General features: G+C 61.0%; 23 protein-coding genes. 9 read left to right on the plus strand and 14 right to left on the minus strand.

Annotated elements, in window-relative coordinates; all coding sequences use genetic code 11:
- Positions 1 to 13: 13 nt before the first annotated feature.
- Entirely contained in the window at positions 14 to 1036 is a 1023-nt protein-coding gene (gene floA, locus TSACC_RS18380; RefSeq protein ID WP_075080935.1) for a flotillin-like protein FloA, read from the plus strand.
- Positions 1037 to 1048: 12 nt separating this feature from the next.
- Complete coding sequence (locus tag TSACC_RS18385) at positions 1049 to 1654, plus strand: hypothetical protein (protein WP_075080936.1); 606 nt, start codon at positions 1049 to 1051, stop codon at positions 1652 to 1654.
- 176 nt (positions 1655 to 1830) lie between these two features.
- On the opposite strand, the gene TSACC_RS18390 is transcribed toward TSACC_RS18385, so the two are convergent.
- The 5 genes from TSACC_RS18390 to accB all read right to left on the minus strand — a co-directional run bounded on the left by TSACC_RS18390 (position 1831) and on the right by accB (position 5947).
- On the minus strand, positions 1831 to 2115 hold the full coding sequence (locus tag TSACC_RS18390) for a hypothetical protein (protein WP_237764024.1): 285 nt from the start codon (positions 2113 to 2115) through the stop codon (positions 1831 to 1833).
- 378 nt (positions 2116 to 2493) lie between these two features.
- Positions 2494 to 3519, minus strand: a complete 1026-nt coding sequence (gene ilvC / locus TSACC_RS18395; RefSeq protein WP_075080938.1) for a ketol-acid reductoisomerase — start codon at positions 3517 to 3519, stop codon at positions 2494 to 2496.
- Positions 3520 to 3543: 24 nt separating this feature from the next.
- Complete coding sequence (gene ilvN / locus TSACC_RS18400) at positions 3544 to 4023, minus strand: acetolactate synthase small subunit (RefSeq protein WP_075080939.1); 480 nt, start codon at positions 4021 to 4023, stop codon at positions 3544 to 3546.
- A gap of 91 nt (positions 4024 to 4114) precedes the next feature.
- Entirely contained in the window at positions 4115 to 5464 is a 1350-nt protein-coding gene (accC, locus tag TSACC_RS18405) for an acetyl-CoA carboxylase biotin carboxylase subunit (RefSeq protein WP_075080940.1), read from the minus strand.
- 30 nt (positions 5465 to 5494) lie between these two features.
- Positions 5495 to 5947, minus strand: a complete 453-nt coding sequence (accB, locus tag TSACC_RS18410) for an acetyl-CoA carboxylase biotin carboxyl carrier protein (protein WP_075081433.1) — start codon at positions 5945 to 5947, stop codon at positions 5495 to 5497.
- Between the two features lie 116 nt (positions 5948 to 6063).
- On the opposite strand from accB, the gene secG reads away from it, so the two are divergent.
- The 4 genes from secG to aroE all read left to right on the plus strand — a co-directional run bounded on the left by secG (position 6064) and on the right by aroE (position 9946).
- Positions 6064 to 6519 carry a preprotein translocase subunit SecG gene (gene secG, locus TSACC_RS18415; RefSeq protein WP_075080941.1) on the plus strand — a complete coding sequence of 152 codons (456 nt, stop codon included), beginning with the start codon at positions 6064 to 6066 and terminating at the stop codon, positions 6517 to 6519.
- 15 nt (positions 6520 to 6534) lie between these two features.
- The gene (gene panC / locus TSACC_RS18420; protein WP_075080942.1) at positions 6535 to 7374 is read left to right on the plus strand and encodes a pantoate--beta-alanine ligase; all 840 of its coding nucleotides are present in this window, start codon (positions 6535 to 6537) and stop codon (positions 7372 to 7374) included.
- The gene (gene nadB / locus TSACC_RS18425; protein WP_075080943.1) at positions 7371 to 8963 is read left to right on the plus strand and encodes an L-aspartate oxidase; all 1593 of its coding nucleotides are present in this window, start codon (positions 7371 to 7373) and stop codon (positions 8961 to 8963) included. The genes panC and nadB overlap by 4 nt, the downstream gene beginning before the upstream one ends.
- A 62-nt stretch (positions 8964 to 9025) precedes the next feature.
- Positions 9026 to 9946 (plus strand): shikimate dehydrogenase, encoded by a 921-nt coding sequence (aroE, locus tag TSACC_RS18430; RefSeq protein WP_169809700.1) that lies wholly within the window; start codon positions 9026 to 9028, stop codon positions 9944 to 9946.
- A 100-nt stretch (positions 9947 to 10046) separates the two neighbouring features.
- Here the strand turns inward: aroE and TSACC_RS18435 are convergent, their stop codons facing one another.
- The 6 genes from TSACC_RS18435 to TSACC_RS18460 form a co-directional block, all read right to left on the minus strand.
- Positions 10047 to 10973 carry a bifunctional riboflavin kinase/FAD synthetase gene (locus TSACC_RS18435; RefSeq protein ID WP_075080944.1) on the minus strand — a complete coding sequence of 309 codons (927 nt, stop codon included), beginning with the start codon at positions 10971 to 10973 and terminating at the stop codon, positions 10047 to 10049.
- 25 nt (positions 10974 to 10998) lie between these two features.
- A complete protein-coding gene (gene truB / locus TSACC_RS18440; RefSeq protein WP_075080945.1) occupies positions 10999 to 11721 on the minus strand; it encodes a tRNA pseudouridine(55) synthase TruB in 723 nt (240 codons plus the stop codon).
- A complete protein-coding gene (locus tag TSACC_RS18445) occupies positions 11699 to 12676 on the minus strand; it encodes a DHH family phosphoesterase (RefSeq protein WP_075080946.1) in 978 nt (325 codons plus the stop codon). Before TSACC_RS18445 ends, truB begins: the two co-directional genes overlap by 23 nt.
- The gene (gene rbfA / locus TSACC_RS18450) at positions 12673 to 13023 is read right to left on the minus strand and encodes a 30S ribosome-binding factor RbfA (RefSeq protein WP_075080947.1); all 351 of its coding nucleotides are present in this window, start codon (positions 13021 to 13023) and stop codon (positions 12673 to 12675) included. Before rbfA ends, TSACC_RS18445 begins: the two co-directional genes overlap by 4 nt.
- A gap of 123 nt (positions 13024 to 13146) precedes the next feature.
- The gene (locus tag TSACC_RS18455; RefSeq protein ID WP_075080948.1) at positions 13147 to 13842 is read right to left on the minus strand and encodes a DUF4230 domain-containing protein; all 696 of its coding nucleotides are present in this window, start codon (positions 13840 to 13842) and stop codon (positions 13147 to 13149) included.
- On the minus strand, positions 13821 to 15818 hold the full coding sequence (locus TSACC_RS18460; RefSeq protein WP_084400658.1) for an ATP-dependent DNA helicase: 1998 nt from the start codon (positions 15816 to 15818) through the stop codon (positions 13821 to 13823). The genes TSACC_RS18455 and TSACC_RS18460 overlap by 22 nt, the downstream gene beginning before the upstream one ends.
- Before the next feature lie 72 nt (positions 15819 to 15890).
- Between TSACC_RS18460 and TSACC_RS18465 the strand changes: the two genes are divergently transcribed.
- Genes TSACC_RS18465 through dusB form a run of 3 tightly spaced genes read left to right on the plus strand, consistent with a single transcriptional unit; the run spans position 15891 to position 18487 of the window.
- Positions 15891 to 17021 carry an LptF/LptG family permease gene (locus tag TSACC_RS18465; RefSeq protein ID WP_075080949.1) on the plus strand — a complete coding sequence of 377 codons (1131 nt, stop codon included), beginning with the start codon at positions 15891 to 15893 and terminating at the stop codon, positions 17019 to 17021.
- A complete protein-coding gene (locus tag TSACC_RS18470; RefSeq protein ID WP_075080950.1) occupies positions 17022 to 17507 on the plus strand; it encodes a hypothetical protein in 486 nt (161 codons plus the stop codon).
- Between the two features lie 8 nt (positions 17508 to 17515).
- Entirely contained in the window at positions 17516 to 18487 is a 972-nt protein-coding gene (gene dusB / locus TSACC_RS18475) for a tRNA dihydrouridine synthase DusB (RefSeq protein WP_075080951.1), read from the plus strand.
- A gap of 188 nt (positions 18488 to 18675) precedes the next feature.
- Here the strand turns inward: dusB and TSACC_RS18480 are convergent, their stop codons facing one another.
- From TSACC_RS18480 to TSACC_RS18490, 3 genes are read right to left on the minus strand one after another with little or no spacing between them, the layout of a single operon-like run.
- Positions 18676 to 19713, minus strand: a complete 1038-nt coding sequence (locus TSACC_RS18480) for a S1C family serine protease (protein WP_075080952.1) — start codon at positions 19711 to 19713, stop codon at positions 18676 to 18678.
- A complete protein-coding gene (locus TSACC_RS18485) occupies positions 19691 to 20089 on the minus strand; it encodes a hypothetical protein (RefSeq protein ID WP_075080953.1) in 399 nt (132 codons plus the stop codon). The genes TSACC_RS18480 and TSACC_RS18485 overlap by 23 nt, the downstream gene beginning before the upstream one ends.
- Before the next feature lie 44 nt (positions 20090 to 20133).
- Positions 20134 to 20736: an RNA polymerase sigma factor gene (locus tag TSACC_RS18490; RefSeq protein ID WP_237764025.1), complete on the minus strand. Its 603-nt coding sequence runs from the start codon at positions 20734 to 20736 to the stop codon at positions 20134 to 20136.
- Positions 20737 to 20755 lie beyond the last annotated feature (19 nt).

Here is a 20755-nt window from a genome sequence, read left to right on the forward strand (position 1 = left end):
GCCAACCACGCTTATGTTACCCCTCGTCACCTATCTCATCGCCGGAGCCGCCGTAGTTGTCTTCCTCGTTTTGGTGCTCATACTCGCCAACTTCTTCGGAGTGTGGCTGCGCGCCAAGATCGCCGGGTCGCCGGTGCCATTCTCAAAGCTCATCGGCATGCGGCTGCGCCGCGTCCCGGTTGCGCTCATCGTTGACAACCGTATTACCTCGGTCCAGGCGGGCATTCCGCTCCAGACGGATGCACTGGAGGCTCACTATCTCTCGGGCGGCAACGTCACCAACGTGGTTCTCGCCCTCATCGCGGCGCACAAGGCGGGCATCGTGCTCGACTTTGACCGCGCCTGCGCGATCGATCTCGCCATCAAAGGCACCAGCAAGACCGTGCTTGAAGCCGTGCGTACCAGTATCAATCCCAAGGTGATCGATTGCCCGAATCCGCAGCAGAGCGGCGGCCGCACAACCATCGACGCCGTGGCGCGCGACGGTATCGGTGTGAAAGTCCGAGCCCGAGTGACGGTGCGTTCGAACCTTGACCGCTTCGTCGGTGGTGCGACGGAGGAAACGATCATCGCCCGTGTCGGCGAGGGTATCGTGACCTCGATCGGCTCTGCGGTTTCGTACAAGGACGTGTTGGAGAATCCTGACCGCATTTCCAAGGTCGTGCTCCAGAAGGGCCTCGATAGCGGCACCGCCTTCGAAATCCTTTCCGTCGACATCGCGGATGTCGATATCGGCGACAACGTAGGCGCCAAGCTCCAGGCCGAGCAGGCGGAGGCCGACAAGGTTGTCGCCCAGGCGAAAGCGGAGATGCGCCGTGCCGCCGCCGTCGCCAGCGAGCAGGAAATGAAGGCCCGCACGCAGGAAATGCGTGCCAAGGTCGTTGAGTCCGAGGCGCAGGTCCCCATGGCCATGGCCGAGGCCTTCCGCAGTGGCAATCTTGGCATCATGGATTACCTGAAGATGAAGAATCTCCAGTCCGACACCAGCATGCGAGAGTCCATTGCCGGTCCTGAGAAATCCCAGCCCGGCGCATAAGCCGCCCGAGCCATGGAACAAGTCATCCTCCTTTTGGTGATCGGGCTTATCAGTCTGGTCAACTGGATGATTCAAAAATCTGCCGAGGCTCGGAAAAAGCGGCAGATCCAGGAACGTGTCGATCGCGGCGAGGTGGAACCCTCGCAGCCTGTGACAGCGCGTAGTTACGACAGTGATGACGCGGCGTCGGAAACCGATGGCGATCCCGCAGAGAACATGCGGCGTCTCATGGAGGCTCTCGGCCTGCCATTGGAGGATGCGCCGCCGCAGCGCGTGCAGCGGCAGCAAGCCGAGCCGCCGCCGCTGCCGGCCCAGCCGCGCGAGATGATGCAACCGCCGCCGCTCGTGCGCACTGTGCGCGAAATGGAGGAGCGCGGCGAGATGCCGGGGCATCGTCAGCCGACCCCTCCGCCTGTCGTAACGGCTCAACCCCAGCGGGCAAAGCTTCATGACTGGCAGCGCAAGGCTGCGAAAGCTCTCGAGGCGTCAGCCGCGGCAGAGGCAGCACGGACGGTAAAGCCCTCGCGAGCACGTCAGATGCTCCGACAGCCGGAATCCGTTCGCGATGCCATCATTCTGAGCGAAATCCTGGGCAAACCAAAGTCGCTCCAAGGATAGAGACAAGGGAGAGTCGGGAGACTTGTGCCCAACTCGGCTCATCGCGCAGGGCTAAACTCCAACGAACCTGGCTCTCCTCTGTCTGTGTGTCTTTTGGAGTGCGAGTTCAGGAAAAACAAAAGGCGAACCGACAGGTCCGCCTTTTGCTGTGTTGGAAAACGAAATTCCGGAAGCGACTACTTCGCGGTCGCTGCGGCGGCCGGAGCCGCTGCAGGAGCAGCATCGGGAGGCGTGAGCGCTTTGGCGAGCGAAGCCAGACCGCGGTACTTCTTGCCGGTCTTTTTCACCATGCCGCGCGAGACGAGATTTTGAAGTTTTTCATAAGCGCGCAGGCGAAGCATTTCTTCACCTCCACTGGCGGCATTGCGGGCACGCAGGCGCTCATGAACGACGTCAAAGAGTTGCTTGAATTCGAAGGAAGCTCCCTTCTTTGATAGAGCGGCTACCAACTCTTCAGTCACCAGATCCGGAAGACGACGAGAGAACGCACTTTTTCTTTGCATAAATACGAGTTTTTAGTCTAGCACACGCTTGGCGGCGTGTCATGGGAAATTTCAAATGCCTCATTTCGAGGCATTAGGGTGGCTTGTCGCGAGTCTTGGGCTGGATTTCCCCTGTTTTTCGAGGGGAATACCGGAAATCGGTAGATTGAAGCCACTTTCGAGGCAGGCGACTGGTTTGCCCAATATCGGTCGCTCTGGGGAATTTTCAAGTGCCGTTCGCTTATTGCTGAGAGTTCTGGCCTATTCCGGTCGTCGCGTCATCAATCAGTCTATCAACGGAAAAACCCCGCGACAGAGGGACTCCATCGCGGGGTTTTGAAGGGTTTTACGAAACGCTTATTTGTAGGAAGCCTGGGCGCCCTTGATGTCGCGCTTCTTGATCCACGGCATGAGCGAGCGGAGCTTGGTGCCCGTCTTCTCGATCGGGTGCTTCTCGCCAGCCTTGAGGAGGGCGTTGTACTTTTTGTAGCCGCCTTCGTACTCCTTGACCCAATCCTTGGCGAATTTGCCAGTCTGGATGTCCTTGAGGGCTGCTTTCATGCGCTTCTTGACGGAGGCGTCGATGATCTTCGGGCCGACGGTCACGTCGCCCCACTTGGCCGTCTCGCTGATGGAGAAGCGCATGCCGGCGATGCCAGCCTCGTTCATGAGGTCAACGATGAGCTTGAGCTCATGCAGGCACTCAAAGTACGCCATCTCGGGCGAGTATCCCGCCTCGACGAGGGTCTCGAATCCAGCCTGGACGAGCGCTGCAGCGCCGCCGCAGAGCACGGTCTGCTCGCCGAAGAGGTCGGTCTCGGTCTCCTCCTTGAAGGAGGTCTCGATCACACCGCCGCGGGTGCCGCCGACGCCCTTGGCCCAGGCGAGAGCGATCTTCTTCGCGTCCTTGCCGGGGTTTTGGTAGATGGCGATGAGCGCCGGAACGCCCTTGCCCTCGGTGAACTGGCGGCGGACGATGTGGCCCGGGCCCTTCGGGGCGACCATGATCACGTTCACGTCTTTCGGCGGAACGATGGTCTTGAAATGGATGGCGAAGCCGTGGCTGAAGAGGAGGGTCTTGCCCTTGGTCAGGTTGGGCTCGATGTCCTTCTTGTAAACGGAGGCCTGCTTGGTGTCGGGCAGGGCGACAAAGATGACGTCGGCGAGCTTCACCGCCTCGGCGGTGTCATAGACCTTGAAACCGTAGTCTTCGGCGACCTTGCGGCTCTTGCTGCCGGGATAGAGACCGATGATGACCTTGGCGCCGCTCTCTTTGAGGTTGAGGGCGTGGGCGTGTCCCTGCGAGCCGAAGCCGAGTACGGCGAGGGTCTTGCCTTTGAATACTTTCAGGTCTGCGTCTTTGTCGGTGTAGATTTTAGCCATGGAATGGATTGATTGGAGGGGAAATTAGTCGTTGGAGCGCGGCAGGGCGACCTTGCCGGTGCGGGTGAGTTCCTTGATGCCGAAGCGATCCATCAGCGCGAGGAACTTGCGGATCTTGTTGTCGCTGCCAGTGAGCTCGATGGCGAGCGTTTCGGCCTGCACGTCGATGATCTTTGCGCGGAAGATGTCGCAGATTTGCATGACCTCGGGGCGGGTCTTTGAGGTCGCCGTCACACGCAGGAGCACGAGCTCGCGATCGACGTATTCCTCATCCTGGAAATCCTGGACGTCGATGACATCCACCAGTTTGTTGAGCTGCTTGGTGACCTGCTCGAGAACCTTGTCATCGCCACGCACGACGATCGTCATGCGGGAGGCGGAGGAGTCGAGGGTGGGGCCGACGTTCAACGTGTCGATGTTGAAGCCGCGGCCGCTGAACATGCCGGCGATGCGCGCCAGAGCGCCGGTCTTGTTCTCAACGAGGATGGATATGGTATGACGCATGAAAAGAGGAAACGGTGATAGTGGAGAGTTGCCCGTTTCTGTCAAACCGAAACAGGCGGCAACTCCCCTCGAAATGGCGGGTTTTGACCCCTTAGCGGCCTGCCTGGAGCAGTTTTTCGACGAATCCCGTGTTGTACTTGCCAGCGAGGAAGTCCGCATTTTGCATGATCTGCTGCTGGAAGGGGATAGTCGTTTTCACTCCGGTGATCATATACTCGTTGAGCGAGCGGGACATGCGGGCGATGCAGGCCTTGCGGGTCGACGCGGTCGTGATGACCTTCGCGATCATGGAGTCGTAGTTTGGCGGGATCGGGTAGCCTGCGTAGGCGTGGGAATCGATGCGGACGCCGCGGCCGCCCGGGGCGTAGTAGAGCTCGATGAGGCCGGGGCAGGGCATGAAATTGCGCTCCGGGTCTTCAGCGTTGATGCGGCACTCGATGGCGTGATGGCGCGGCTTGGCGTTGATCACGTGCTCGGAGAGGTGCTCGCCCGTGGCGACCTGGATCTGCTGCTTCACGAGGTCGCAACCATACACCTCCTCGGTGATCGGGTGTTCGACCTGGATGCGGGTGTTCATCTCCATGAAGTAGAAATTCCCGTCATCATCGACGAGGAACTCCATGGTGCCCGCGTTGGCGTAGCCGACCGTCTCGGCGAGGCGGATCGAGGCGTTGCCCATGATGTCGCGGAGTTCCTGCCGCATGAGCGGGGAGGGGCATTCCTCGACGATCTTCTGGTTGCGGCGCTGGAGTGAGCAGTCGCGCTCACCGAGGTGAACGATGCGGCCATGCTCGTCGCCGAAGACCTGAAACTCAATGTGGTGCGGGTTGACGATGAACTTCTCGATGTACACCGCCGCATTGCCGAAGGCCTTCTCGGCCTCGTGACGTGCCGAGTGATAGCCGTTGATCAGCGTGGCTTCGTCGGTGGCGATGCGCATGCCGCGTCCGCCGCCGCCAGCCACCGCCTTGATCATGACCGGGAATCCGATCTTCTTGGCGATCTTGAGCGCCTCGGCCTCGGTGTCTACCGTGCCGTCGCTGCCCGGGGAAACCGGCACGCCAGCCTTGCGGGCGCATTCGCGGGCGCTGTTTTTGTCGCCCATGAGGCGGATCGCGTTCGCCGGGGGTCCGATGAATTTGATGTTGCAGCTCGCGCAGACGTCGGCGAAATGGGCGTTCTCCGCCAGGAATCCGTAACCGGGGTGAATCGCGTCGGCGTCGGCGATCTCAGCCGCGCTGATGATGCGGTCGATCTTGAGATAGCTCTCGGAGCTCGGGGCCTTGCCGATGCAGATGGCCTCGTCGGCGAGCTGGACGTGGAGACTCTCGATGTCGGGCTCGGAATAGACGGCGACCGTCTGGATGCCGAGTTCCTTGCAGGCGCGGATAATGCGCAGCGCGATTTCGCCGCGGTTGGCGATCAGGATTTTTTTAAACATGGGCGGACGGCGACGTGGCCGGACGGGAGGTTATTTGACGCGGAAGAGCGCCTGTCCAAACTGCACCGGCTTGCCGTTCTCGGCCGCGATCTCGGCGATGACGCCGGAGACTTCAGCCTTGATCTCATTCATCACCTTCATCGCCTCGACGATGCAGACGACGGTATCGGGGGTGACGGCCTGGCCGACGGAAACGTAGGCGGGGGAGTCGGGCGAGGGCGAGGCGTAAAACGTGCCGACCATCGGGCTCTTGATCTCCGTGAGATTCGACGGGTTTTCCGCAGCGGCCGCAGCCGGGGCGGCGGGAGCTGTCGCAGCGACTGCCATGGGAGCGGGCGCGACGCCGCTCGTGATGATCTGCGTGGGACCTTCGGCGCCAGCGGTCTTCAGGGTGATTTTGAATCCTTCACGCTCCATTTTGAAGACGGCGAGGCCGTTCTTCTTCATGAGGTCGATCAATGTGCGAATCTCTTTAAGGTCCACGTTTGGTAAGATTTGAGGAACGGGGAGGTTCTCATGCGGATTTCCTGGGGTCAAGAGTTTCGAGGGAAGGGCCTTTACAAACAGGCGAACTTCCCTCATTTTTCGCTACTCTAGTTATGTCGTTGCTCATTTCTTTCCTGCTCACCGTGCACGTGATCGTGTGCCTGCTCCTCGTGCTGGCGGTGCTCATGCAACTCCCCCGTAGCGAAGGTCTCGGCGCCGCATTCGGCGGGTCTGTGACTCAGGATATCTTTGGCGCCCAGACGACCAACGTCCTGGCAAAGTTCACCGTCTGGCTAGGAATCGCCTTTTTTGTTCTGACCTTGATCCTGGCCATGGCCTACGCCCGCAAGGATGCTGGTGATACCGCCGTTCAGCGTCAGCTCAAAGCTGCCGCGGCTGCTCCGGCTGTCACGGCTCCCGCTGTGGCTGGTACGCCTGCCGCAGAGCCCTCGGCTTCACCGGTTCCTGCCGCCCCAGTGGTTGAGACTGTCGCCACGCCTGCTCCTGAGGCTTCGGCTTCCCCGGCTGCCAGCGCAGCTCCTGCCGCTTCGCCGGTGGCGACCCCGTAGTTTCCTGCGGTTTCCGTGAAAATCGCCAAGACTGTAGCCGTGGCCCGTCGCTCCCTGCGAGCGACGCGTAACGCTCCGGTCGTCCTCGTGCCCACCATGGGCGCTCTCCATCACGGTCACGCCGCTCTCATTCGCAAGGCTCGCCAGCTTGCGGGCCGCAAGGGCACGGTCGTCGTCTCGATTTTCGTCAATCCGATCCAGTTCGGCCCCAAGGAGGACTTCGCCTCCTATCCGCGTCCCTTTGCTCGTGACGTGAAGGTCTGCCGGGAAAGCGGGGCGGATCTCGTTTTCGCTCCCGCCCCGGAGGAAATGTACGTCGAGGATCGCTCCATCATCGTCGACGAAGGCAGCCTGTCCGCCCACCTCTGCGGCGCATCGCGCCCGGGGCACTTCCGTGGTGTCTGCACGGTCGTGGCGAAGCTCTTCCTCATCGTTCAGCCCGACATCGCGATCTTTGGCGAAAAGGACTACCAGCAACTCGCCATCCTCCGGCGCATGGTGCGTGATCTGAATTTTCCTATCGAGATCGTAGGCCATCCCACTATACGGGAGGCCGATGGCCTGGCTACGAGCTCGCGCAATGCCTACCTCACGCCGGACGAGCGCGCCGTAGCGCCCGGCATTCAAGCTGCACTCCAGGAGGCGGCGCAGCGCAAGACGCCCGTAGCCATCCTCAACACGGGGCTGAAGCTCATTTCCCGTATCCCGGGCGCCCGCGTCGACTATCTCAAGCTCGTCGACGCCGAGACGTTGCAGGATGCAAAATCCCTCAGCCGACCAGCCCGTCTCGCAGCGGCTGTCTTCCTCGGCAAGGCCCGTCTCATCGACAATATCGCGGTGCTTCCGCGTCCATGAAGGAATTCGACTATATCGTCATCGGCAGCGGCATCGCGGGCATATCTTTTGCCCTCAAGGCCGCGCAGAAGGGAACCGTCGCGCTGATCACCAAGCGCGAACTGTTTGATTCCAATACTGCCTGGGCGCAGGGCGGGGTGGCCTGTGTCATCAGCAACGAGGATTCCTTTGATCTCCATATCCAGGACACGCTCGTGGCCGGAGCTGGTCTGTGCGACGAGGATGCCGTGCGCGTCGTCGTGACGGAAGGTCCCGCTCGCATCAAGGAACTCATCGATCTCGGCATGCATTTTGATGAGCGTGAGCTGGAGAACGGCGAGCGCGAACTCGACCTCGGACGCGAGGGTGGCCACTCCAAGCGCCGCGTGCTCCATTTCCAGGATTCCACCGGCTGGCAGATCGAGAACACGCTCGTCGCCCGCATCCACGATCATCCGAATATCACCGTCTTCGAGCACCACATGGCGGTGGATTTCATCACCACCGGCAAGCTCGGCTACGCCATGCAGAATGCCTGCGTGGGCGTCTATGTCCTCGATGAAAAGACCGGGCAGGTGCATACATTCCGTAGCGACGTGACGGTGCTCGCCACCGGAGGATGCGGAAAGGTCTACCTCTACACGACGAATCCTGATGTCGCCACTGGCGACGGCGTGGCCATGGCCTGGCGCGCGGGCGCGATGATCGCGAACATGGAGTTCGTCCAGTTTCACCCCACCTGCCTGTATCATCCTGAGGCGAAGTCCTTCCTGATTTCCGAGGCCGTGCGTGGCGAGGGCGCGATCCTGCGCGATGAAAAGGGCCGCCGGTTCATGGAGCGCCACCATGCCCGCAAGGAGCTCGCTCCCCGCGACATCGTGGCTCGCGCCATCGACGCCGAGATGAAGCGCACGGGCAGCAAATGCGTATACCTCGATATCACGCACAAGCCCGCGGATTTCATCCAGCACCGTTTCCCCAAGATTTACGAGACCTGCCTGAAGTTCGGCATCGACATTACCAAACAGCCGATCCCGGTCGTCCCGGCGGCGCATTACCAATGCGGCGGAGTGAAGACGGACCTCTACGGCGAGACCTCCGTGCGCGGACTTTATGCCATTGGGGAGGTTGCCTGCACTGGACTCCATGGAGCCAATCGCCTCGCAAGCAATTCGCTCCTCGAGGGACTCGTTCTCGCTCATCGCGCCTACGAAAAGACCAAACGGCCCCGCCCGAAGCGCGTCGATTTCAATCTCCCTGAGTGGCGGCCCGGCCAGGTGCAGGATGTCGACGAGATGGTCGTCGTCTATCACAATTGGGATGAGATTCGCCGCCTCATGTGGGATTACGTCGGCATCGTGCGCACGACGAAGCGCCTTCAGCGAGCTGCCGCCCGCCTGCGCAATCTCCACGCGGAAATTCAGGAGTTTTACTGGAACTTCACCATCACCGAGGAGGTATTGGAGCTCCGCAACCTCGTCGATGTGGCCTCGCTCATCGTGGATTGTGCGATGAAGCGCCGCGAGAGCCGCGGTCTCCATTACACTCTCGACTACCTCGATCCCGACGAAAAGCGTTTCCAGAAGGAGACGACGATTCGGCGTATTTGAAACGGGGGTTGTCGACCGTTCCCCGGTAGGGAATACTACCCGCTCTCCTTGGGAATCCTACCGTGACGCAAGACATTTACACCCTTTCCGATCTCCAGTCCGGCGCATTGCAAAAGCTGGAACCGCCAGCGCGCCTGTCCGTCTTTGGCGATCCCGTCGCTCACTCGAAGTCACCCGGCTTTCACAATGCAGCCCTCAAGGCCTGCGGCATCGCCGCGCAATATGTGAAGATCCATGTCACGCCCGACCAGGCAGCCGAGGCCTTCCGCGCCCTTCCGGCTGCCGGATTCCTCGGAACCAATGTCACCATTCCGCACAAGGCCATCGCGCTCGCCACAGTGGACGAGGCGGATGAGTACGCCCGCCAGTCGGGCGCGGTCAATACGGTAGTCGTCGATGGTGGAAAGCTGCTGGGTTTCAACACCGACGGCCCGGGTCTGGTGCGTGCGCTGCGCGAGGAGTTTTTTGTCGACCTGCGCGACCTGCGCGTGCTCCTGCTCGGAGCGGGCGGGGGAGCGGGCCGTGCCATCGCGGTGCAATGCGCTCGCGAGGGCTGCGAGCGTCTTGTGCTCGCCAACCGCACGGTCGAAAAAGCGCGCGAACTCGCCACGGAGCTTTCCCCGTATTTTCGCTCGGACCGACTCATCGGCCCCGCCGAGCGCATCCAGGCCATTTCTTTGGACGAGTCCGCGCTGCGTTCGCAAATCGAACAGGTCGATCTCGTGATCAACGCCACCTCCGTCGGCATGAAGCGCAGCGACCCGCCGGTCATTCCTGCGCACCTGCTCACGGCCAACCTGCTTGTTTACGATACTGTCTACGCCGCAGGCCGCAGCCGTCTGCTTGAGGATGCGCAGGCCGCCGGAGCCCGCACGGCCAATGGCATGTCGATGCTCCTGCATCAAGGTGCACTATCGTTCGAGATCTGGTTCAATCGTCCCGCACCGATCGAGGCGATGCGCGCCGCGCTGCTTTCCCCGTAGGGCCGGCGTCACGCTGGCCTGCGAGTTAGGAACTAATACCCCGGAATCGCGTCCGATCTGGTTGAGTTTGCTCTGCGCGCAGATCGGCGGGACGCCGATCCTACGGATGGCAGGCAAGCAACTCGCGAGCCCGGGCAGAATCGCTTCGGATTTGCGCCACGAGTTCGTCCAGGGAATCGAATTTCTTCTCCGGTCGCAGGAAGTGCTCGAAGCGCACCTCCACGTCCTCGCCGTAGCAGTCCTCCGTGAAGTCAAAGATGTGCACCTCCAGCTTGCGCTGGCCTGCCTGATCCACCGTGGGGCGCACGCCGATATTGGCCACGCCGTCGAGCCACCGGCCCTGCCGCAGGATGCGCACGGCATAGACGCCATTGGGCGGGAACTGCTCGTTGTGAGCCGAGAGATTGGCGGTGGGAAAGCCGATGCGCTCTCCGAGGTTTGCCCCGTGCTCGACCGTGCCAAGGATGGTATAGTCACGTCCGAGCAGGAGCTTGGCCGTATCGAAGTCCCCCTCCTCCACGGCGCGGCGGATGCGCGTGCTGCTCACCATTTCCGTACCGACGGAGACTGGCGGGATTTCCACTGTCTCAAACCCGAGTTTCGCACCCAGCTGACGCAACAGAGCGACATTGCCCGAGCGGTTGCGGCCAAAAGCCCAGTCGCGCCCCACGCAGACGAGCGCGAGTCCATGACGGGCAAGGTCATCCACGAAAACCTCCGGGTCCTGCGCAGCGAAGGCGGAGTTGAAGGGGATGAGCAGGATATTCGGGCAGCCCAGCGACTCGATGAGGCGCAGCTTGTGCGGCGTCGAGGTGAGCAGGCGAGGGGCGTGGTCCGGGCGCAGAATGCGGCTCGGGTGGGGGTCGAAAGTCAATACCACCGGAGTCGCGCGCAACGTTCGTGCGCGGCTGAGCATCTGTCCGATCAGGGCCTGATGGCCGAGATGGATGCCGTCAAACGCGCCGATCGCGATGCAATGCGGCCCCGGCACTCCGCTCAGTTCGTCGACGGAATGCAGGAGGCGCATGGTCTAGATCAGGTGGGTTTCTCGATCAGGCCCCGCGCAGACGCGAGACCTGGGGCAGCGTGAGGATGCGGGAATACAGCTCCTCGCGCGGCAGCGTCTTGAGTTCGTCGACCGTCACCGCTCCGTCGACCACGAAGCGGCCCGACTTGGTGCGGCGCAGACCTGAGAGGTGCGCTCCGCAGCCGAGGCTTTCGCCGATGTCGTGAGCGTAGGTGCGGACATAAAAACCCTTGCTGCACACGACGCGGAAGTCGATCTCCGGCAGGCGCACTTCATTGACCGCATAGGCGTAGACGCGCACGAACCGCGGCTCGCGCTCGACCTCCTTGCCCTGGCGGGCGAGCTTGTAGAGCGGCACGCCGTCCTTCTTGATCGCGCTCACCATGGGCGGCGTCTGGTAGAAATCGCCGCGGAACTTGGCAAACGCCTCGTCGATGTCGAAACGCGAAAGATCCGGCACCGGGCGCGTTTCGATCGTTTCGCCCTCGGCGTCCTGGCTGTTCGTGGTCTCGCCCAGCTTGAGTGTGCCGTAGTATTCCTTGTCCTCGCTCATGAGGAGGTCCTGGATCTTGGTGCCTCGGCCCACCGTGATGATGAGCAGGCCGGTGGCCATCGGGTCGAGCGTGCCGCAGTGGCCCACCTTCTTTGTGTTCAGGACACGGCGGGCGATGGCAACAACGTCGTGCGACGTCATTCCCTGGGCCTTGTCGACCAGGAGAACGCCGTCAATTTCGGTTGCGGATTTCATGACAAACAGCTTCTAAAAAACGTTCTTTGACTTCCTCGAGTCCGCCGCGCACGCGCGCGCCAGCGGCGAGAGGGTGACCGCCCCCCTTGAAAAGGGCGCAGATTTTGCACACGTCGACGCTCGGGTCCTTGGACCTTGCGCTCACGCGTACCTTGGCCTCGGGCAGTTCCTCGAAGAAAACTGCCGCGATCACGCCCTCGACGGAGCGCAGGTGATCGATGATGCCCTCGTTGTCCTCGGGCAATACGCCGAGGCGGTCGACATCGGCCAGGGTGAGGGAAAAACAGGCGACGCGCCCCTCGCAGGAAAACTCCGCGCCGTTCAGCGCGTGGCGCAGCAGCTCCAGACGGCGGCGGGGCTGGTTCTCATACATGTCACGCGAGATTTGCGCGACGTTCACTCCGGCGGCGACGAGCTCCATTGCGGCCTGGAAGGTGCGCGGGCCCGTGCCTGCGTATTGAAAGGAACCGGTATCCGTAGAGATCGCCGCATAAAGATTGGCGGCCTGGTCGGGCGTGATCGCAATCTGGCGGTCACGGAAGAACTCGCAAAGGATCTGTCCCGTAGCCGGGGCAGAGGGGTCGATATAGTTCAGATCGCCGTACCGGTCGTTGCTCACATGGTGGTCGATGTTGATCCACAATGCGCCGTCCTTGATGGCGGGAATGACCGTGCCGAGGCGTTTCTTGACTGAATTATCCAGCGCCACCACGGCGTCGAAGGCCTGCGGCTCCTCGGGAGGAGTCGTTACCATTTCGTGGCCGGGGAGATAGCGAAACTTGTCGAGCATGCCGTCCTCATTCCAGGTGACGACCTCCTTGCCGAGGCTCTTGAGCCAGAGGGCAAAGGCGATGGTGCAGCCGAGGGCGTCGCCGTCGGGGCGCAGGTGGCTGACGACGAGGATGCGCTGCTTGTCGGAGAGGGCTGCGGAGATTTCCGCGAACGTGGCGTTCATTTCTCCGGTTCGTTCAGGTCCAGTTCCTCAAGGATATTCAGGACCCGCGAACCACGCTCGATGGATTCGTCGAACTTGAAGTACAAATGCGGCGTGTTTTTCAGGATCACGCGCTTCGAGAGCTCGTTCTGCATCAGCACACGGTTGCTCTCCAGGACGCTCAGGGCGTTCTTCCGGTCGGATGCCGTGCCCATTGCGCTCACAAAGATGTGTGCCTGTTTCAGGTCCGGCGTGATGTCGACGGCACTGATGGTGACCAATGGCGAGGAAAACGTGAGTTCCCGGACCATGATAAGGCCCAGCTCACGCTTGATCACTTCGCACACTCTTTGGAGACGATGTTTCATGGAAAATGGGTCGGCGACCCTAGCGGGCTTCTATGCCGAGTCGAGTCATTTTCGCCCCGGAGGGCCCCCTGTTGCAAGCTCGGGGTCAGGGAAAATCGCCTTATCGTATGCTAGGACGTTACCCTAACGCGGCGTGGGAGCAGGAGTTGTGACGATTGGGGTGCCTGATTCGGTAGCCTTGTGGATGAGATCACGAATACGGATTTCCCCCTCGCGGGTGGCATCGGCGACCAGATCGGACTCTGCGAATTGTTTCCGTGCGGCTTCCTCCAGCTCTCGAAATGCCTGCTCCCGGTCCTGCTGGGTGAGCTTGTTCCAGTATCCATCCTCGTCGCGAGGAATGCTCACGTCGGTCATGCCAAGGGAGAGGATGCGGGCCGGGGGCAGTTGCGTAATGACCGAGCCGGTCGCGGGATCGATGGTGATGCGAAAGGGCTCGTGCAGGTCAAATCCCGCGCGGGCCGTGAAGGTGGCCTCGACCTCGATGGCCTTCGTGCTGTGCATCCACGTCTGGCTCCAGGCGTGGCGCACGCGGGCCTGTTTCTGCATCGTCACCAGTTCGGCGACCGGCGTATTGGCGGCCACCACGACGAGGGAGTTGATGCGCACCTCGGGAGTCAGCTGAAACGCTTGGCGGAATTCCTCCGCGATGGCCCGGGCGACGCTGCGCGCCTCGGTGGTCACCCGATACGTCATCCACCAGGTCGTCGCCGCCGCGATGAGCACGACCAGCGCGAGCGCGGCGCTGATGATCGCCAGCGTGGTGCGCCAGACTTTTCGCGGTGGACGCGGTGCTTCTAGTGGATGTGCGTCGGGCATTCGGGCAGGGCGCGGAGGAAGGAGCGCCCGTAGGGCTTGCTGAGGATGCGGCTGTCGAGAATGACGATCATCCCGGTATCCGACTTGGTCCGGATCAGTCGGCCAACGCCCTGGCGGAGCTTCAGGATGGCCTCGGGGAGCGAGTACTGCTCAAAGGCCCGTCCGCCCTGCGACTCGATGACCTCCAGCCGGGCCTCCGTGAGTGGATGGTCCGGGGTGGCAAACGGGAGGCGGGTGATGATGACATTGGACAATGCTTCGCCCGGCACGTCGACTCCGGCCCAGAAGCTGTCCACACCGAAGAGCACGCTGTGCGGGTTTTCGCGGAATTCCTTCACCATGCGCACGGCAGGCATTCCCGTACCCTGGACGAGGAGCGTCCAGCCCTTGTCGGCGAAGTGCCCTTCCAGCGCCTCGGCGGCGTGGCGCATCGTCTGGTAGCTGGTGAAAAGGACAAAGGCGCGCGCTTTGCTCTGGTCGGCGAAGTGCGCGATCCATTTCTCCAGCGCCTTGTGGTAGCCCGGATCTTTCGGTTCCGGCATCTGCTTCACGAGATGCAGCGACATCTGCTTCTGGTAATCGAAGGGGCTGCCGATCTGGACGGCGTGAGCATCCTGCGCTCCGACGCGATTGCGGAAATACCCGAGATTCCCTGCGCCGACGGAGAGCGTGGCGCTGGTCATGATGGTGCAGGCGTTGTCCCGGAAAAGCAGCCGCCGCAGGGTATCGGCCAGGTCGACCGGCGCGGCTCGCAGGTTGCAATAGGTCTCCCGGCGGCCGGATTGCTCGACCCAGTAGACGTAATCCTCGTGGCCCACCTCGAGGAAATCCACGATGCCCTGGCGGGCTTCGCGAATCTTGCGCGCGGCGTCCTGCAGTTCGGATTTCCGCACGTCATCCTCGGTCTTGCCGGCCTGGACTTTCAGGTACTCGCTCATGCGCACGAGCCCGTCGCTGAGCTCCGAGGCATCGGCGAGGCCGGGTTCGCGCACGCGAAACTCGCGCCCTTTGCGAAACTCGCAATGCTCCGAGACCGACTCAAAGAAGGCGTCCGATTTTGGCAGCAACTCTGCCACGACGCTGCACGCGGAGCCATCTTTCATGGCTTGGAAGAGCCCCTTGCGGGTGCGCGGGTTGTAGAGCCTCTGCAGCGAGCGCTTCAGACCGAGCTGCGAAATCTCGATGCCGATGTGCCGCGAGGCCACGTCCTCCAGGGTGTGCGCCTCGTCGAAGATCACGAAATCATTGGAAAAAAGGATGCCACTCGCCCGGTCCTCACCCTCGTCGACTCCTCCCAGCAGGGTGAAAAGCAGCGCGTGGTTGAGCACCACCATGTCGGCGGAGAGAATGCGGCGGCGCAGGGCCTGGTAGAAGCACCGGGGGTTGCGCCCGCAGATCTTGGCCGAGCACAGGTGCTGCTCGCTGCGGATTTCCTCCCAGATCGCCGGGTCGGGCTGCTCGATGAAGTCGCTCAGCGAGCCATCCTTCGTCGTCAGGCTCCACTCGTGGATGCGCTCCAGTTCCTTGCGCTGCTCGGGGGAGAACAGGTCGCCGGATTGCGTCATGGCCCGGTCGAGCCGGGTTCCGCAGACGTAATTGTGCCGGCCTTTCAGGAGCGCAGCCTCGAATTCGATAGGTAACAGCTTCTGGACCAGTGGGATATCTTTGTAGATGAGCTGTTCCTGCAAGGCAATGGTGTGGGTCGAGATGACCGCTTTTCGCTTGGTCGCCGCCGCATGGAGGGCGGCGGGAATGAGGTAGGCGAGTGATTTTCCGACACCCGTGCCCGCCTCAACGACGAGATGGCCCCCTTGTTCCAGCACGCGGGCGACTTCCGTGGCCATTTGCTGCTGCTCGGCGCGATATTCGTAGTTGGAGGCGGCGGCCAAGAGGCCGCTCGGGGAGAAAATTTCGCGGACTTCCCGTTCGAAAACTCCCTCGCCGGCGCGTCCTTCGTCGGTGTGCAGGGAGATCATGGGATGAAAGGCATGGGGTGCGGGAAGTTGACGGGGCTAACGGCGGACATTAAAGGTGGGAGTTCGTACTTGATGAAAATACTCGACCGATACGTGCTGCAGAAATTTTTGCTGCCGTTCATCTACTGCTTTTTCGGCTTCATCGCCATCTGGTTTATTTTTGACCTCAGCGACAATCTCCAGGATTTCATGCAGGGCAAGGCCGGCTTTGACATCCTCCTGGCCTACTACATGTCTCAGATCCCGCAGATCGTCGTGATCTGTCTGCCGATCGGTTTGTTGCTTGCGCTTCTGTATTCGCTCACCTCGATGTCCCGCACGAATGAGATTATCTCGATGCTCGGAGCGGGTTTGAGTGTGGTGCGCATCCTGATTCCGCTTTTCGCCGTGGGGCTCGTGCTCACTGCCATCACCGCCTATTTCAACTACGAGTCCGCGCCGCATGCCGAGCAGATCAAAAAGCAGATGCTGCGCGAGATCAAGCGAGGCAAGAAGCTCATCGGCGGCATCAATGCCCATCTGTTCCGCAATCGCGACGATAACCGGACATGGTTCATCCGCCGCGTTTACGTGAATGACAACCGTCTCGACGATCTCGAGATCGTTCAGCAGAACGCGGACGGGAAGATCGTTCAGGTCTGGTATGCGAACAAGGGGACATTCGATCCCATTACGAAAAACTGGATTCTCAACCGTGCCCGCCACGTCGAGATGACGCCCTCAGGTGATATCATCAAGTCGGAGTTCAAGGACGAGATCATACTCTCCGGCTGGAGTGAAACGCCCCCGCGTATTGCCAGTTCGGTGATGAAGCCCGAGTATCTGTCCGTTCCGGAGCTTAAAGAGTATCTCTTTTTCAACAGCGACTTCCCCGAGCGTCGTCTCGCCCCATTTACGACACACCTGCAGTATCGCTGGGCGTTGCCGTGGGTCTGTCTTGTGGTGGTGCTGATTGCGGCGCCGATGGGCATTGTTTATTCCCGTCGAGGCATCCTCGGGGGAGTAGCCCTGGCTATAGGCTTGTTTTTCGGTCTGGTCTTCGTCAGCAGCCTCTTTGTGGCGCTCGGCAAGGGCGATCGCATGAACCCGTATTTTGCCACCTGGGGACCCCTTGCCATCTTCGGAGCGATCGGTCTCTATCTGCTCTGGCTCCGGTCGACGAACCGTGACCTGCCAAAGCTTAAAATGCCCTGGATGTCGTAAATGCAAGCTGACTGGGATATCAAATCACGCGCCCATACGTGCGCGCAGACTGGCAAGGAATTTGCCGAAGGTGATTTCTTCTATACTCTGCTGTACCGCGATGGTGACGGCTTCCGTCGAGAAGACCTTTCGGAGGAAGCGTGGCAGTCACGCAACGACAATATCCAGCCGTTTTCCTTCTGGCGTTCTCGCTACGAGCCGCCCACCCCGCCGCCGCCGGAGCCCATTCCCAAGGACGATGCCGAGAGCTTGCTGCGACGCATGCTGGCCGAGCAAAATCCCGAGCGGGCCAATGTCTGCTACATCCTCGCCCTCATGCTGGAGCGCAAGCGCGTGCTGCGTCCCGTGGAGTCGTCCGACGAGGATATGCTTGTCTATGAGCGCGCGGGGACAGGGGAAACCTTCGTCCTGCGCAATCCGCATCTTTCCATCGAGCAGATTCCCGCGATCCAGCAAGAGGTTGGCGAGTTGCTGATGGCGGGCTAAACTGCCGCATGTCGGCGGATTTTCCCATTTTCCTCGCGCCCATGGCGGGCGTGACCAACACCGTGTTCCGGCGCATCTGCCGGGCCAAGGGAGCCGACGTGTTGACGACGGAGTTCGTCTCCGCCGAGGGCATCCTGCATCGCAATGATCGCACGAAGTATTATCTCGAGTTCGTCGAGGAGGAGCGTCCGCTTGGCGTCCAGCTCTTCGGTGCGGAACCCGAGCGTCTCGCCGAGGCGGCGCGGGCCGTCATCGACTGGGTGCAGCCGGACTTTCTCGATCTGAATTTCGGGTGTCCGGTGAACAAGGTTGTTTGCAAAAATGGTGGATCAGCTCTTTTGCGCGACTGTCCGCTTCTTTCTCGCGTGGCCGAGGCGGTGGTGAAGGCCTCGGCTCCGGTTCCTGTGACGGCGAAAATCCGTATCGGGTGGGATAGGAATTCCGTCAACGCGACGCAGACCGCTGCGGTGCTTGAGCAGTGCGGCATTCAGCGCATCGCGGTGCATGGACGTACCAAGGAACAGGGATATTCCGGTGAAGCTGACTGGAATGTCATCGCTGAGGTGGTGGCGGCCGTGAAGGTGCCGGTGATCGGCAATGGGGATATCACCTGCGCGGCGGATGTTTTGCGCCGCAGACGGGAAACCGGTGTGTCCGGGGTGATGATCGGCCGGGCAGCCATGGCGTCCCCGTGGATATTTGAAGAAATCCGGGCTGCTCTTGCCAGCGTGGAATCTCCCGTGCCTCCGACCATGGAGGAGCGCTGGAAGATGATTCGCGAGCACTGCGCAGGCGAGATCGTCTGGCGTCGCGACGAGAAGATCGCGATGAAAGCGATGCGCGCCCGGCTGATGGCCTACACCAAGGGAGTACCTGAGGGTGCTCGCTTGCGCGAACGCCTTTCCCACGTCGAGAGCCTTGCTCAATTGGACGATATCGCTGCCACCCACCTCTTGCATATCGCGCAAATCGAGGCCTGAGCAGGTAAAGGCATTTGTGGCGCCGGATCTGTGAAACAGCCCGGGCTACATCGTGACGAGATGATCTTCGTGAAGTCGCAATAATGGGTTTGCGAGTGGAGAATACCCGATGATGCGATATGGGGGCCGCCCATTAGCCTCGGCTGGAGGAATGTTCCTCCTGCCGTCGCCGCCTTTTCTCGAAAGGCCTACTGGAAGATAAACATCGGCACCTGTCCGACGAGTTCATTCGGGGACGACGGAACGCCGGTGGCCGGGTGGCGCGCGGACTCGACCTCGATGGTCTTCTTTTGTCCATCGCGAACGATTTCCACCGCGACCTTGTCTCCAGCGGTGAGGAAGTAGCTGGCGTCGATGATGTCTTCCGGCTCAGTGATTTTTACGGAACCGATCTGAAGAAGAATGTCGCCGGGTTTCAATCCCGCCTGGGCGGCTGGAGTATCGGAACCCACTTCGGAGACGCGCACATTGGAGCCGTCGATTTTTTCATCCTGCTCCTCGGCCTTCACGCCCAGCCAGCCATGGCGAGGCTCACCAAAGCGGGCGTAGTCCATGCGGATCTTTTCCGCTGCTTCGATCGGTACCGCATAGCAGGAAGCTCCACCGCCGACTCCGGCAATGATGATCCCAACCACTTCGCCGTTGAGATTCAAGAGAGGCGCGCCACCAAAACCTGCCTGAACGGGCAGATTGGCGCGAATGTGGGTGGTGGTGAAATATTTCCCGAGAAATTTGCGATCAAACCCGCCGACGATGCCGAAGCTCGGGGTATCGGAAAATCCAGGGGTATAGCCGATTGTGAGGACCGGCGTGGACAGAGCGAGCTTGTGCGAGTTGCCCTGAGGGATGAACGGCGAGGATATATCTGCTTTCAGCAGGGCGATGCCGCTGCGGGGATCAGCCACCAGCACCTTGGCGGGAATCTTTTCGTCTCCATACATGACCGTCACCTCCTGGGCATTGGCCACGATGTAGGAAAGGGTGTAAATCGTACCCGAGGGGTCGGTGAAGAATCCGGTACCGGTCAGGCGACCATGATGATCGAGAGCCTCGACGCGAACGACGGCATTGCGGCGCTCCTGAAAGACACGGTTGACCTCGCAGGTGATCTTGTTGCCGAGGTCGTCCTGACAGTAGGCGCCGAGGCTGGACAGCAGGACGACTGCCGCAGCGGCCCAAAGCGGGGTGCCGGGGAGCGTGAGTTTAGAAACTGAGCGGTTGCTCATTACTCACGGGGCGGGCCTGAAGCACGTAATGCGGAGGGAGCGACCCATCAGCTCGTGCCGAGACCGGTAGGGTGTCGCCGATGGTTACAGGCCGCGAGGTGAGGGAAATCGCAGGAGCGCCCGACTCCGCCTTGGCCAACGTGGTGGCCGGCGTGACGGATCTGGGAGACATGATGACGACGGACGCGCAAACAGCCAGCGCGGCAATCGTCGCGTAGGCGTATTGCGGAACGTGGAACCCCGGAGCGATGGCCGAGATCCGATCCCAGATGATTTTCCACGTCGGGCGACGCAGAAGCTCCGCCCTCTGGCGGCGGTGAAATTCCTGAACAAAGTCCTCGAAATATCCCGGAGGAGGTTGCTCGTACCGCTTCATTCGCAGTAACTTCGAAATGTCAGGATTCTCTCCCATGGCAGTGGTCAGCGTTTGATAAACTCTTCCAGGTAATTTTGCAACTGGCGGTGTGCGTAAAACAGCCGCGATCGTACGGTCCCTTCCGATATCCCGAGCACCTTGGCGATTTCCGCGTGCGGCATCCCCTGAATATCGAACATCGTAACGACCGCTCTATGTTCATGAGACAGCTTCTGCATGGCCTCGTTCAATCTTTGTTGAAGTTCGCTCAGGTTTGCCTCGTGGCGCGGGTCGTTCCCTGAGGTGACTTCGATGAATTCCCGGTCATTCTGAATATTCGAGTCAATGTCATCGAGGCTCATTCCCTGGCGGCGGCCCCGTTTCTTGAGGAAGTTGATCGTCATGTTCACGGCGATCGAATGCATCCACGTGTAGAAGGAGGAATTTCCCCGGAATCCGGTGATCGAACGGTAGGCTTTGGCGAAAATTTCCTGCAGCAGATCGTTTGTGTCCTCGTGATTGGAGGTCATGTTATACACGAGGCCGTAAAGGCGCGGACTGTAGCGCACGACCAGATCCGAGAATGCGTCGGGGTCCCCCGCACGCGTGCGGGCGACAAGCTCTTCATCAGGAATCTCGGGTTCGTCTGGCATGAAGCGAGCCCGCACGCTTAACAGATTTTTTTCG

Origin of the sequence: Terrimicrobium sacchariphilum (genome assembly GCF_001613545.1) — a bacterium.
Lineage (GTDB): Bacteria > Verrucomicrobiota > Verrucomicrobiia > Chthoniobacterales > Terrimicrobiaceae > Terrimicrobium > Terrimicrobium sacchariphilum.

Coding starts and splice junctions, on each gene's coding strand:
- ilvC (WP_075080938.1), bottom strand. CDS start 3,519: ATGGCTAAAATCTACACCGACAAAGACGCAGACCTGAAAGTATTCAAA.
- TSACC_RS18465 (WP_075080949.1), top strand. CDS start 15,891: ATGAAAATACTCGACCGATACGTGCTGCAGAAATTTTTGCTGCCGTTC.
- accC (WP_075080940.1), bottom strand. CDS start 5,464: ATGTTTAAAAAAATCCTGATCGCCAACCGCGGCGAAATCGCGCTGCGC.
- TSACC_RS18485 (WP_075080953.1), bottom strand. CDS start 20,089: ATGAAGCGGTACGAGCAACCTCCTCCGGGATATTTCGAGGACTTTGTT.
- dusB (WP_075080951.1), top strand. CDS start 17,516: ATGTCGGCGGATTTTCCCATTTTCCTCGCGCCCATGGCGGGCGTGACC.
- ilvN (WP_075080939.1), bottom strand. CDS start 4,023: ATGCGTCATACCATATCCATCCTCGTTGAGAACAAGACCGGCGCTCTG.
- rbfA (WP_075080947.1), bottom strand. CDS start 13,023: ATGAAACATCGTCTCCAAAGAGTGTGCGAAGTGATCAAGCGTGAGCTG.
- floA (WP_075080935.1), top strand. CDS start 14: ATGTTACCCCTCGTCACCTATCTCATCGCCGGAGCCGCCGTAGTTGTC.
- secG (WP_075080941.1), top strand. CDS start 6,064: ATGTCGTTGCTCATTTCTTTCCTGCTCACCGTGCACGTGATCGTGTGC.
- TSACC_RS18445 (WP_075080946.1), bottom strand. CDS start 12,676: ATGAACGCCACGTTCGCGGAAATCTCCGCAGCCCTCTCCGACAAGCAG.
- TSACC_RS18480 (WP_075080952.1), bottom strand. CDS start 19,713: ATGAGCAACCGCTCAGTTTCTAAACTCACGCTCCCCGGCACCCCGCTT.
- nadB (WP_075080943.1), top strand. CDS start 7,371: ATGAAGGAATTCGACTATATCGTCATCGGCAGCGGCATCGCGGGCATA.
- TSACC_RS18460 (WP_084400658.1), bottom strand. CDS start 15,818: ATGATCTCCCTGCACACCGACGAAGGACGCGCCGGCGAGGGAGTTTTC.
- TSACC_RS18385 (WP_075080936.1), top strand. CDS start 1,049: ATGGAACAAGTCATCCTCCTTTTGGTGATCGGGCTTATCAGTCTGGTC.
- truB (WP_075080945.1), bottom strand. CDS start 11,721: ATGAAATCCGCAACCGAAATTGACGGCGTTCTCCTGGTCGACAAGGCC.
- TSACC_RS18455 (WP_075080948.1), bottom strand. CDS start 13,842: ATGCCCGACGCACATCCACTAGAAGCACCGCGTCCACCGCGAAAAGTC.
- TSACC_RS18435 (WP_075080944.1), bottom strand. CDS start 10,973: ATGCGCCTCCTGCATTCCGTCGACGAACTGAGCGGAGTGCCGGGGCCG.
- TSACC_RS18470 (WP_075080950.1), top strand. CDS start 17,022: ATGCAAGCTGACTGGGATATCAAATCACGCGCCCATACGTGCGCGCAG.